9 protein-coding genes are annotated in these 12,642 nt (G+C 36.3%); 3 read left to right on the plus strand and 6 right to left on the minus strand.

The features are described from left to right. Positions 1-41: 41 nt before the first annotated feature. The 5 genes from ACKTTZ_RS02745 to ACKTTZ_RS02765 all read right to left on the minus strand — a co-directional run bounded on the left by ACKTTZ_RS02745 (position 42) and on the right by ACKTTZ_RS02765 (position 5,153). Positions 42-1,253, minus strand: coding sequence for an efflux RND transporter periplasmic adaptor subunit (locus ACKTTZ_RS02745; protein ID WP_034699066.1), 1,212 nt, complete (start codon positions 1,251-1,253; stop codon positions 42-44). A 44-nt stretch (positions 1,254-1,297) separates the two neighbouring features. After that, positions 1,298-2,569 (minus strand): ABC transporter permease, encoded by a 1,272-nt coding sequence (locus ACKTTZ_RS02750; protein ID WP_034699063.1) that lies wholly within the window; start codon positions 2,567-2,569, stop codon positions 1,298-1,300. Between the two features lie 79 nt (positions 2,570-2,648). Continuing rightward, complete coding sequence (locus ACKTTZ_RS02755; RefSeq protein WP_034699060.1) at positions 2,649-3,878, minus strand: ABC transporter permease; 1,230 nt, start codon at positions 3,876-3,878, stop codon at positions 2,649-2,651. 130 nt (positions 3,879-4,008) lie between these two features. Then, complete coding sequence (locus tag ACKTTZ_RS02760) at positions 4,009-4,365, minus strand: four helix bundle protein (RefSeq protein WP_034699058.1); 357 nt, start codon at positions 4,363-4,365, stop codon at positions 4,009-4,011. A gap of 98 nt (positions 4,366-4,463) precedes the next feature. Further along, positions 4,464-5,153, minus strand: coding sequence for an ABC transporter ATP-binding protein (locus ACKTTZ_RS02765; RefSeq protein WP_167023514.1), 690 nt, complete (start codon positions 5,151-5,153; stop codon positions 4,464-4,466). Positions 5,154-5,577: 424 nt separating this feature from the next. Here ACKTTZ_RS02765 and ACKTTZ_RS02770 point away from each other — a divergent pair, with 424 nt between their 5' ends. The 3 genes from ACKTTZ_RS02770 to ACKTTZ_RS02780 all read left to right on the plus strand — a co-directional run bounded on the left by ACKTTZ_RS02770 (position 5,578) and on the right by ACKTTZ_RS02780 (position 8,665). After that, the gene (locus ACKTTZ_RS02770; RefSeq protein ID WP_041461620.1) at positions 5,578-6,552 is read left to right on the plus strand and encodes a ribonucleotide-diphosphate reductase subunit beta; all 975 of its coding nucleotides are present in this window, start codon (positions 5,578-5,580) and stop codon (positions 6,550-6,552) included. A gap of 108 nt (positions 6,553-6,660) precedes the next feature. Further along, the gene (locus ACKTTZ_RS02775; RefSeq protein ID WP_114820346.1) at positions 6,661-6,951 is read left to right on the plus strand and encodes a hypothetical protein; all 291 of its coding nucleotides are present in this window, start codon (positions 6,661-6,663) and stop codon (positions 6,949-6,951) included. A 55-nt stretch (positions 6,952-7,006) separates the two neighbouring features. Next, positions 7,007-8,665, plus strand: a complete 1,659-nt coding sequence (locus ACKTTZ_RS02780; protein WP_034699047.1) for a ribonucleoside-diphosphate reductase subunit alpha — start codon at positions 7,007-7,009, stop codon at positions 8,663-8,665. 480 nt (positions 8,666-9,145) lie between these two features. On the opposite strand, the gene ACKTTZ_RS02785 is transcribed toward ACKTTZ_RS02780, so the two are convergent. Beyond that, positions 9,146-12,331 carry a TonB-dependent receptor gene (locus ACKTTZ_RS02785; RefSeq protein ID WP_407847233.1) on the minus strand — a complete coding sequence of 1,062 codons (3,186 nt, stop codon included), beginning with the start codon at positions 12,329-12,331 and terminating at the stop codon, positions 9,146-9,148. Between the last annotated feature and the right edge of the window lie 311 nt (positions 12,332-12,642).

The following is a 12,642-nucleotide window of genomic DNA, read 5'->3' on the forward strand; positions in this document are numbered from 1 at the left end:
TCCTCCGGGATTCACAGTTTAAAAGTGTATAGTGTAGTTTATTATTTTTTATTTGCTTTTTCTTTAAGCTCTTCTTTGTCTTTATCAGAAGGGTTCCAAACTTTCACTTCAGTATCTTTTGTGATATTTGATCCAGGAAGAATCTGAACGTTGATCCCGTCACTTGCTCCCAGTTTCACATATACTTTTTTGAATTTCCCATCTTTTTGTTTTGCCTCTACGAAAGGTACGTCTTTTCCTTGTTTCTTTTCATACTGAACCAAAGATTCATCCAATAATAATGCATTTTTCTGAGAACTCAATACAATTTCACCATTCGCAGAAAAACCTGCTCTAATATACTCATTATTAGGATTAGATACGTTTCCTTCTACCGGAAATTTAATAGTTCCTGCATTATCTTTACCTTTTGGAGCAATCATCGTCAGTTTTCCAGGGAATGTTTTATTTTGAAGAGCACCGATCACGATGTTCATATCCATACCTTCAGTTAGCTTTCCGGCTTGTGCTTCATCAATTTCACCTTTAAAGATCAAAACATTTAAATCAGCCACTGAGCAGATTGTAGTTCCGGCGTTAAAGTTATTGGCTTCAATCACCTGGCTTCCTGCTTTTACAGGAACTTCAAGTACGGTACCTGAGGCTTTGGAACGAATTTCTGTAGTCGCCAGACCTTGTCCTTTAAGTTCAGGGGTTGCTCCTGTTTTAGCGATCTGTAATCTTTTTTGAGCCGTATTTAATTGTTGTTGAGCATTTTTTAAAGTCTGCTGCTGAGAGTACAACTGCTGCTGAGAGTTCAGATACTCCTGTTTAGAAGCTACTCCTTGCTTGTATAGCTTATCCTGCATTTCAAACTGCTTTTGCATATTTCCTACATTCATCTGAGCATTACTGATCTGGATCTGCGCATTCTGAACTTCCTGCTGAGCAGCGTTTACTTCGGAAATACTTGGAACAATTTTTACAGTAGCAATCAGCTGTCCTACTTCTACTTTATCTCCTTCTTTTACTAAAATCTTATCGATAATCCCTGCAATATTGGGTTTGATTTCAATTTCTTCTTTTGGAACAATTTTCCCTGTAGCCATTACTTTATCATCCATATTCTGGATAGTAGGTTTGCGGGTAAGGAAAGCCTCACTTTCTTTGGAGTTTGATTTGATAAAATAGCCAAGCCCTGAGAACAATGCCACTGCAAATAAAAGCCCCAAGACTATATAAATGGCTTTTTTCCAGGTGAATTTCTTTTTCATATGTATAGTTTATTTTTTATTAAATTGAATGATGTGAAAATTAATTATTCTGTTCTTAATGCTTCAATAGGTCTGATCTTTACCGCTCTCTGCGCAGGAATCATCCCGATTATCAATCCTAAAACCACCATTACAGCCATCGCTGCAAATACGTTTCCATAGTTAACGGTCGGGTTATAAAAAGGAAATGAATCCTGACCCTGGGTAGCCGCATTGAGAATCATGAGTACAAAAATTCCAGACATAAAACCTATTAATCCTGAGGAGAGTGTAATCACAACACTTTCCAGCAAAATCTGATTTCTTACTTCAGCAGGCTTTGCTCCCAATGCTCTTCTGATTCCGATTTCTTTGGTTCTCTCTTTTACTGTAATCAAAAGGATATTTGAAATAGCGATTACTCCTGCAAGAATAGTCAGTGTACCAACAATAATGGTCAGCAGCTGCATTCCTGTAAGAAAACCGGTCAGTTTTTTAAACTCTTTTCCAAGATTGAAGCTTCCGAAAGCATTAGTATCTTCAGGAGAAACTTTATTCTTGGTTTTTAAAACCTGTTTCACCTCTTCTTCCACGGAATTAACGTTAGCATTAGGCTTGCTTACAATAGCAAACAGGTCTATCTGGTCTCCTGCATTATACATTTTCGTGTAAGTGGAAAGTGGAATGAAAGCGGTCTGATCATTTTCAAAGCCACCTCCTTTTTTCACACGGAAAACTCCGATGACATTAAAGAAGAGACCTTTAATATTGATTGATTTCCCTATTGGATTTTCTTTTTTCTTGGAATCAAAGAAGTTTTTATAAATTTCTTCTCCAATAACTACTACATTTTTATTCCCCGAAACATCGGCATCATTGATGTAGCGCCCGAAGATCAGTTTCTTTTCTGAAATCTTATTTCCTACAGCGTAATCTCCGGTAAGCGAATAAGTACCATTTTTTCCATTTCTTGACATGGCTTCTCCCGGTGTTCCGGTAAAACTTCCTCTGGCATTTTGGGGTGAAATATAATCTATGGCAGTTACTTTTCTTTTCAACATATCCATATCGGTTAAGTTCAGATGAACTTCTCTTCCTTTAGGAAATCCTTCATATGGAATAGACGTTTTCTGTGCCCACAAGAAGATTGAATTGGTAGCAAAACCGGAAAATAATTTATCAAAACCATTCTCCATTCCTTTTGCGGCTCCAAGAAGGCTTACATACAAAAACATTCCCCATCCTACACCAATCATGGTAAGAAATGTTCGGAGTTTATTATTCCTCAATGAATAATAAATTTCCTGCCAAGTATCTTTTTTAAATATGATATTCACCTTTTTGAATTATAAGTTATAAATTATGAGTTATGAATTCCGTCAAACTGATTGATTTGCCTTTGAGCTTATTTATCTGTTATTCTGTTCTTAATGCTTCAATAGGTTTGATTCTTGAAGCTCTGTATGCAGGCACAAATCCAGCGATCAATCCGGAAAAAATCAGTGCAATAAATGCCATAATAATAGATCCCCAACCTACACTTGGGCTTTTAATGAAGAATTCTTCAAGACTATCTCCAATAAGACTTAATGTCAAAACACCTATTCCTACTCCTACAAGTCCGGATACCACTGTAATCACAACGCTTTCCTGAACAATCAGACCTACGATTCCGCTTGGCTTTGCGCCAATAGCTTTTCGGACTCCGATTTCTTTGGTTCTTTCTTTCACGATGTACACCATGATATTACTGATCCCGATAATTCCCGCCAGCAATGTCCCCAGACCAATGAATCCAACAATAGCGGTAAGAACTGCCATAAACATAAATGTATCATTCATGTTTTTAGCATTATTCCATACACGAACTCCATTTTCATCATCAGGAGAAACATTTTTTCTGGATTTCAATTTATCCTGTAACTCATCACCATATTTTATGGCCTGATCCGGAGTCAGCTTTTCATCATAAGTGATATATGCTATATTTACCGTATCAGAACCCTTTTTCATCTGCTGTAAAGTGGTAATAGGAACTGTAATATGTCTTTCATCTCTGTCTCCTCCATCATCTGAAAAGACTCCGATCACTTTGTACATCGTTCCATTAATATCCAGCTCTTTTCCAATAGGATTTCCATTTTTGATCAAATCCCGCTGAACCATTCTTCCGATTACGGCAACATTTAATTTCCTTGTTAAATCCATAGAGGTCAGATAGCGACCATCAATAATTTTTCTATTTTCAATAACCTGTTCCCCCGGCTCAGCACCATTGATCTGATAAAGACCACTTTCTTTCCCATATTTCACCATTAAACTGGCACTATACCTGGGACTTGAAGGACCCGCTTTTTTCTTATCTGCATTAATCAAAAAATCATAGTCTGAGTTATTCATTGTAACATTTCTATCAGACTGTAATCCCTTATACGCTAAAGTGGCTTTCCCTGTTGAAATAATAATAAGGTTCTTAGCATCTCCGGCAAATCCTTCAGAGAAAGCATTCTGAAGTCCTTTTCCAATTCCAAAAAGTACTATGAAAATAAACAGTCCCAAGGCTACTGTAAACCCTGAAAGTACTGTCCTAAGTACATTACTTCGGATAGAACTGAATATTTCCTGCCAACGATCTAGGTCAAACATAGTTTTTATTTTTTTACTTTGTAAAAAAGTCAATTAGCTGCGCTCTCAATTTTCTTCGAAGTCAATTAACTTTGTTGTCAATTTATTCTTCACAAGACTTTAATTACGAACCTGACTAATTTTCACATTTCTAATCTTTTTTCAACATTTTACTCAATAAAATAAATGCTGTTTTTATTAAATTCCCAATTTTTGATAATTCCTCTATTTTAATATAATTACACTCTATAACAATATCAAAACAAGAGTCCAACTCAATAACCGAACCTCTGGCAATTTCAAAATACCTTTTCCTTTCCAGTTCAGATTTTCTTGAACATCCTTCGGTAATATTTAATACCACTGAAGTAGAAGCTCTTCTTATCTGGTCGATTATGTTAAACTTTTCATGATCAGGAATCTTAGATAAAATTTTATAACATTCTATTCTTAATTCCCTGGCTGACTGATAAACATCAAGTTTATAATGGTTCAGATTTAAAAACATTTTTATTTTTTTTCATATTCATTTGTGTGTGTTATTAATTATTTTTCCTCTTCATTATCAATTCACTTGCGAAGCAAAATTGACCGTTCACGATTCACTTATAATACAATCTGCTTAATAAACTCATCACTTTCAATAATTCCGTCCTTCAGTACTACATTTCTTTTAGTCTGTGCAGCTACATCGGGTTCGTGGGTTACAACGATGATTGTTTTCCCTTCATTATTAATATCCTGAAGGAGCTTCATAATATCATGAGTAGTTTTGGAATCCAATGCTCCTGTAGGCTCATCCGCCAGTACCACTTTTGGATTGGTAATCAAAGCTCTTGCAATAGCAACTCTTTGTTTCTGACCTCCGGAAAGTTCACTCGGAAGATGGTTCGCCCATTGTGCCAATCCTACCTTCTCCAGATATTCCATCGCTTTCTGATTTCGCTCTTTTCTCGGTACATTCTGGTAGTACAGAGGAAGTGCTACATTTTCTAAAGCTGTTTTATAATTGATAAGGTTAAAAGATTGAAAAATAAATCCTAAAAACCTGCTTCTGTATTCCGCAGCTTTTACTTCAGATAAATGTTCGATAGGAACTCCATCCAATTCATACGTTCCTGAATCTTTTTCATCCAGAATCCCTATAATATTAAGAAGTGTGGATTTTCCGGAACCGGAACTTCCCATAATAGAAACAAACTCTCCTTCAGAAATATTCAGATTAATTCCTTTGAGAACATGAAGCTTGCTTTTCCCTGTATCGTATGACTTATTTAAATCCTGAATTACTAACATTAAGTGATGTATGTTTTATACCCAATAAGTAGATGATATTTTCAAATTGTTACAAGAATAAAAATTTATTCAAATATTTTTTTGTTTAATACTTTAAGCCTCTATTCATGATGCTTTTTGAAATTTTGTTTAACTGTAACTTTAGATTTTCATGCATTTGTCCTCAATATAGTGGTCTAGCCTATTATTCTAGCCAGTTTCATGTAAATGTGGAAAACTTTTCAGGCTAAAAGTCAGCCGATTAGTATTTACCCCTTTCAAAATCAGTTCTTTTTTTCGAACTTTGCTATTAGTTCTTTACAAGAAATATGAATTTGAGGAAGTGAATAACTTTAATTCACAACTTACAGATAAACAAAAAGTTAAGTATTTCCGGAACGTTATCCACAAGGATCTAAATTATTTAATTATAAAGATATTTAATATGGGAATTTTTGATAAAAGAGTAAGTTATAAGCCATTTGAATACCCGGAGGTTCTTCAATTTGTAGAGGCAATCAACAAATCGTTCTGGGTACATTCGGAAGTGGACTTTACTGCAGATGTTCAGGATTTTCATTCGCAGTTGGAACCACATGAAAAGCATGCTGTGAAAAATGCGCTGTTAGCCATTGCACAGATCGAGGTGTCTGTAAAGACATTCTGGGGGAATTTATACAACCACCTACCAAAGCCGGAATTCAATGGATTAGGATCTACTTTTGCAGAATGCGAGTTTCGTCATTCTGAAGCATATTCCCGTTTATTAGAGGTATTAGGATATAATGACGAATTCCTTAACGTGATCGAAATTCCTGCTGTAAAAGGAAGAATCGAGTTCCTTGGAAATGCTTTAAAGCACGCTAATTCTGCTACACCTAAAGAGTATGTTTCTGCTTTACTATTATTCAGTATTTTAGTAGAAAATGTTTCTCTTTTCTCGCAGTTTGCCATCATCCTTTCTTTCACAAGATTCAAAGGTTTCATGAAAAATGTTTCCAATATCATCGCATGGACTTCCGTAGATGAGCAGATTCACGCTAATGCAGGAATCTACCTGATCAACAAAATCCGTGAGGAACAACCTGACTTATTAACAGACAGCGATATCGAAGACATTTACACTTTAGTAGATGAGTCTATCGCAAGAGAAGGAGACATCCTTAGCTGGATCTTTGAATTGGGAGAAATTGACAACGTTTCTAAAGAAGATCTTCTCAACTTCATGAAATACCGTGTAGATGACAGCTTGAAGAAAATCAACATGAAAACAAGATACAACATTACTCCTGAGCAATACAGACCAATGGTATGGTTCGAGGAAGAAGTTTTCGCCAATTCATTAGATGATTTCTTTGCAAAAAGACCTGTAGATTATACGAAACACGATAAGAGTATTACAGCAAACGATTTGTTTTAATACTGAGGCACGAGCGAAGCGAGCGTCAAAGCAATCAGTATCAGGATTACCCTTTTCTGATTAATATGTGGAATTGTTGTTCATGAATAAAGCACAAATACAAAAGAAATGATCAATGTAATAGTAACCTATACGGTAAACCCCGAATTTGTTCCCAACAATAAAACGAATATCCAAAAGTTTCTGGAAGATTTCAAAAATTTAGATTCCTCCACCTTTGAATATAAAGTTTTTGTAAAGGAAGATGGTGTTACTTTTGTACATTATTCAAACTACATCAATGAAGAAGTTCAGCATGAAGTTTTGAATGTTCCGTCTTTTAAAGAATTTCAGAGATTAAGAGACGAAAGCGGGCTGAACGGTTCCCACAAAGTAGAAATTTTACAATCAATACTATAAAAAAACAAAATTCCGGAGTGATTCTCTCATTCCGGAATTCGAAAATATAACATCTATGGAAGAGCAAAATTCAAATATATGGTGGCTCAATGAAGAGTCTGAGCAAATGTTGAACAGAGGATATCTGTTGAAAGGTGAAACGGTAGACGGAGCTATCGACAGAATTACCACTGCTGCTGCAAAAAGGTTATACAAACCTGAACTTCAACCGGCATTCAAAGAAATGATCACGAAAGGATGGATCAGCTTCTCTTCTCCTGTATGGGCTAATATGGGAACAGAAAGAGGTCTTCCTATCTCATGTTTCAACGTTCACATTCCGGACAGCATTGAAGGAATTACTCACAAAATGGGTGAAGTCATCATGCAGACTAAAATCGGAGGTGGTACTTCAGGATATTTTGGAGAATTGAGAAACAGAGGAACAGCTGTAACAGATAACGGAAAATCTTCAGGAGCAGTTTCATTCATGAAGCTTTTCGATACTGCTATGGATGTTGTTTCTCAGGGAGGAGTAAGAAGAGGTGCCTTTGCTGCTTACTTAGATATTGACCACGGAGATATTGAAGAATTTTTATCCATTAAAGATATCGGTAGCCCGATTCAGAACCTGTTTACCGGAGTATGTGTACCAGATTACTGGATGCAGGATATGATTGACGGTGATATGGAAAAACGTAAAGTTTGGGCAAGAGTATTGGAAAGCCGCCAGCAAAAAGGTCTTCCTTATATTTTCTTCACAGACAACGTAAACAGAAACAAACCTCAGGTTTATAAAGACTTAGGAATGACGGTGAATGCAAGTAACCTTTGTTCTGAAATCATGCTTCCTTCTACAATGGAAGAGTCTTTCATCTGCTGTCTGTCTTCCATGAACCTTGAATTATACGATGAATGGAAAGATACAGATGCAGTAAAATTAGCGGTATACTTCCTTGATGCTGTATTATCAGAGTTTATTGACAAAACTGATGGTAACTACTACCTGCAGGGAGCAAGAAACTTTGCAATGCGTCACAGAGCTCTTGGATTAGGAGTTTTAGGATACCACTCTTATCTACAGAAAAATATGATTCCGTTTGAAAGCTTTGAGGCGACTCAGTTCAACGCAAGAGCATTCAGACATATCAAAGATCAGGCTGAGCAGGCTTCAAGAGAACTTGCCAACATCTATGGAGAACCAGAAGTATTGAAAGGATACGGATTGAGAAATACCACAACAATGGCTATTGCTCCTACCACTTCAAGTTCTGCAATCTTAGGACAGACTTCTCCTGGAATTGAGCCTTTCTCTTCTAACTATTATAAAGCAGGTCTTGCGAAAGGAAACTTTATGCGTAAGAACAAATACCTTGCACAACTATTGAAAGAAAAAGGACTGGATAACGAAGAAACGTGGAGAACAATCATGCTCAACCATGGATCGGTACAGCACCTGAACGAGCTTACTCCTGAAGAAAAGGCAGTATTCAAAACGTTCAAAGAAATTTCTCCAATGGAGATTATTTCTCAGGCAGCACAAAGACAGCAGTACATTGACCAGGCACAGTCACTGAATCTTCAGATTCCTTCTACAATGCCTGTAAAAGATGTTAACTACCTTTATATTGAAGCTTGGAAGAAAGGAGTAAAAACCCTTTACTACCAAAGAAGTTCATCTGTTTCAAAAGAAATGATGGTTAACTTCGTATCATGTTCAAGCTGCGAGGCATAGGACCAAGTAATAAACACGCTATATTTACAAAAGCATGCCGAGAGGTGTGCTTTTGTCGTTTTCATAGGCCTTGATAGTTTAGTTTCCCACAGATTACGCAGATTCTCACAGATGATTGGTTAAAAATTGAAAAAATTTCACTTCAGCTCCTCGTATTGATAGGTTTTGGCTAAAGCCGACGGAGGATTTGTTTTATTAAAACGGGCTGAAGCCCGTTCCTATTGAATAATTACAGCTTGTATATAATTATTTTGAGTATTTCCCGAAGATTACACAGATTTTCACAGATGATTGCGTGTATTTAAAATGATTTAGTAAGCATAAAAATGTACGTCTTTTATTGGTAAAATTCATCATTCATCATTCATCATTCATCATTCATCATTCATCATTCATCATTCATCATTTACAAAAAAAGGTCCGGAAAGAAAATCCGAACCTTTGAAAAAGAATTATATGAAGTAAAATGTAAAAGCGTAATTAAAAATTATATCGAACTCCCAACTGAGCCTGAAATCTTGACGCAAACTGGTCAATGGTGTAAGGCAGTCCCGGAGTTTTAAAATTATAGGTAGGATCTCCCGCAGAGGGCTGTCCTGTTGCTACATTCCCAACCTTTGTTAATCCTACACTTGCTGTTGAGTTGAAAGTATTAGGTACAAAATATACTTTACCCCAATCTTTGTTCAACAGGTTGGTAAAATTGATGATACTTAATGAGACCTGTATATTATTCTTGGATTTCTTGCTTAGCCTGATTTCATCCATGATTCTGATATCTGCCTGAATATTCCAAGGAGTAACATCTCCGTTTCTTTCTGTGAATTTGCCTCGTCTGGATTTCAGATAGTCATTACTGTTGACAAAATTTTCGTAGTCTGCAATCTGCTGCTGAGCAGTTACCAATACATTTCCAGCAGCATCTTTTATAGGAACGATATATTTGGAAGCTTCTGCTGCATCTTTAAAGATATAGGCAAGTCCTGCGGCCTGTCCTGTATTGGCAATTGTACTGTTTACAAATCCCCATGAAAAAGGGTTTCCAGATTGTGCATTGAAATATACGTTGGTGGATAACCTGTTCATATCAGAAATATTAAAGGCATATCCAAGATTGGCTACCACTCTGTTTTTGATAGCGAAATTGGAGGTGGTCAGTTTCGGATCATTAGGCGTAAGAGACTGGTTCATCTGCCAGTTACTTTCCATAGAATTTCTGATACCATTGGTGATATCTTTAGCATCTCCGTAAGTATAGGCTACAAAGAAATTAAATCCGAAATCATACGACTTTAAAAGCTGTGCCGTCAGGTTATAACGATATCCTTCTTTGGTATTGGATAAAAGATAGGCGTTAGAAAAGTTACTGTTGATATTTGTGGTATAGATCGGCATTTCATGGTTTGTATCATAGCTGTAATAAGCCACGTTATCCGTCTTGTTCACCTGCTGGAATTTCAGATCATAAAGTACTTTTGTATAGATTCCTTCTAAGGTTAATTTATATCCTGCTAAAGTATAATCGAAAGCTAATGAACTTCTCCACACTCTTGGCATTTTAAAATTATTATCAATAAGGTCTACCTGTACTTTTGAAGAGTTCTGCCATTTTGGGAAATTGGCACTGTTCAAAGGATCTCCGTTGGCGGCAAGCTGTGCTGGTGTCGGTGCATTATAATCATAACTTCCAAAACCTACACCATCATTATAATAAGCATATCCTAACCACGCGAAAGGAATTCTTCCCACAAAAATCCCTGATCCTCCTCGGAGTACCATAGATCTGTTTTCTGTAAGATCAATCGTAAATCCAAGTCTTGGGGAGAATGTTGGCTTATTCAGGTAGTTGTTGGTAAGCTGGCTCAATGGAGTATAATTATAGGTATTTCCAGCATTTGGATCCTGAGGAGAACTGGTTACCAGTGGGCTTAACTGTGGTTTATTTGGTAAATCTGTATAATCTACTCTTACACCCGGTGAAAGTCTCACTCTTCCCCAGTTGATTTCATCCTGAAGATACATAGAAAGCAGATTTACTTTATATTGTGCATAAGGATTATCAAAAAGGGTATCTCTGCTGTCTCCGTTGAAAGGGTAAGTACCTCTTATCCTTGCAGGTGTTCCATTATAAAAATCAGTTAAGTTTTTATAGGAAATTCTTCCGTTTAAAGCATTTACAAAACCATAATCAATATTGTATAGCTCATTGTGAGTTCCGAGTAAAAAGGTATGATTTCCTTTTTTATAAGTAAGATTATCTGTGATTTCAAAAGTTTTCTGCTTCATATTGAAAACAGTAGCCTCTCTGTCATTTCCCAGCAAGATTGTTCCTCCGTTGTAAGCAATTTCCACTTGTGGAAACATCGCATTACCAGAAGTAGGATCTCTGTAATCATGAATAGAAGAATATCCAACCACTAAATTGTTGCTCCACTTATCATTAAAACGGCTTTTCAGCTCAAGTGTAGTGGTAGACGCTGTATTTTTCTGAATAAAATCCATGCTGGAAAATCTGAAATTAGCTCCATCTCTTTCCAGGTTGGATGCCTGTGAAAATACCGTATTGTTTTTAATGGATAAAGTATGTTTATCATTAATTTTCCAATCTAACTTATTGAAAAGTTTAGAACTTTCAGAGAAGTTATTGTACTGGTTAAAACTTCCTACATTGAATCCATATTTATTTCGTACAAAATCTGAAATCTGCTGAGCAACCTGTTCGTTCACCAATGCTCCCGGATCGTTGGCGTTATAGAAAACAGGATCTGTTCTTTTGGTATATTCTAAATTGGTAAACAGAAACACCTTATCTCTAACCACCGGCAATCCTACTCTTCCTCCATAGATAAAATCTTCAAAATCACTCGGCATTTTAGAATTATCCCCTACTCTGTTTCTTCCCGTAATGGCCGCATTTCTTCCATATGCATAAATGGATCCTGTCACATCATTACTCCCACTTCGGGTTACCGCATTAATACTTCCTCCAAGGAAATTCCCCAATTTCACATCATAAGGTGCAATATACACCTGTACATCCTGAATAGCATCCAGACTTATTGAATTGGAACGCGTACTGCTTCCCGGCATTCCTGAAGTTCCGGTCTGCCCTCCCAATGAAGGACTGAAACCAATCGCATCATTATTGATAGACCCGTCAATCGTTACGTTATTATAACGAAAATTGGTTCCGTTGAAAGAGTTGTTAGCACTCTGAGGAACCAGTTTGGTTACATCCTGAATTCCACGATTGATATTCGGAAGACCGGAAATCTGAGCCTGACTGATTCCCACTCCGTATTTGGCTGTAGTTTTTTTGGAAGTAATTTTTACCTCATCAATTGTTTTTTCTTTGCTGCCTACTTCTACTACAGGTAGGTCATTATTTCCTAAAGAAAGCTGTAGATTCGGGTTTTCATAGATAACCTGTGATCCGTCAGAAATTTCAATTTTGTAAGGTCCTCCCGGCTGAAGATTATCTAAACTAAACTGTCCTTTGCTGTTACTTTTCGTTTCAAAGGTACTGTTGGTAGGAATGTGTATTACCTTTACTGTGACTTCGGAAGAGATTCCCTTTAATCTTCCAAAAATTTTAGAGCTGGTTTCCTGTGAAAATGCAAACCCAAACGATAACAGAGCAAAAGCACAGATGATTTTTTTCTTCATATTTTATTCGCTATAAACTTGGTGTAAAATTATATCTAGTAAAAACGAAGTATGGTAACATAGAATTAACATTACGTAACAGAATGTTTAACATTTCCTTAAAAAAAACTTAATAGAAAGAGCGTCAAAATCTTAAAAAATTTTCTACACTAAATCCAAAAAACATCCTATTATTCAAGTATATCAAGACGTTTTGATTCTTAAAATTTTACTATCTACAATCATTTTCTGCTGAAGCAGTTTCCGTAGGAATCATGAAATGCTCTGAGATTTTTGGTTTATATTTGTGTTTATTGTTTAACACCCAAAAC

Source organism: Chryseobacterium sp. KCF3-3 (genome assembly GCF_045865955.1).
GTDB lineage: Bacteria > Bacteroidota > Bacteroidia > Flavobacteriales > Weeksellaceae > Chryseobacterium.

What these genes read in the sequence shown, in the direction of transcription:
- ACKTTZ_RS02770 (WP_041461620.1), top strand. Translation starts at nt 5,578, where the DNA reads ATGGGAATTTTTGATAAAAGAGTAAGTTATAAGCCATTTGAATACCCG.
- ACKTTZ_RS02775 (WP_114820346.1), top strand. Translation starts at nt 6,661, where the DNA reads ATGATCAATGTAATAGTAACCTATACGGTAAACCCCGAATTTGTTCCC.
- ACKTTZ_RS02760 (WP_034699058.1), bottom strand. Translation starts at nt 4,365, where the DNA reads ATGTTTTTAAATCTGAACCATTATAAACTTGATGTTTATCAGTCAGCC.
- ACKTTZ_RS02765 (WP_167023514.1), bottom strand. Translation starts at nt 5,153, where the DNA reads ATGTTAGTAATTCAGGATTTAAATAAGTCATACGATACAGGGAAAAGC.
- ACKTTZ_RS02745 (WP_034699066.1), bottom strand. Translation starts at nt 1,253, where the DNA reads ATGAAAAAGAAATTCACCTGGAAAAAAGCCATTTATATAGTCTTGGGG.
- ACKTTZ_RS02780 (WP_034699047.1), top strand. Translation starts at nt 7,007, where the DNA reads ATGGAAGAGCAAAATTCAAATATATGGTGGCTCAATGAAGAGTCTGAG.
- ACKTTZ_RS02755 (WP_034699060.1), bottom strand. Translation starts at nt 3,878, where the DNA reads ATGTTTGACCTAGATCGTTGGCAGGAAATATTCAGTTCTATCCGAAGT.
- ACKTTZ_RS02785 (WP_407847233.1), bottom strand. Translation starts at nt 12,331, where the DNA reads ATGAAGAAAAAAATCATCTGTGCTTTTGCTCTGTTATCGTTTGGGTTT.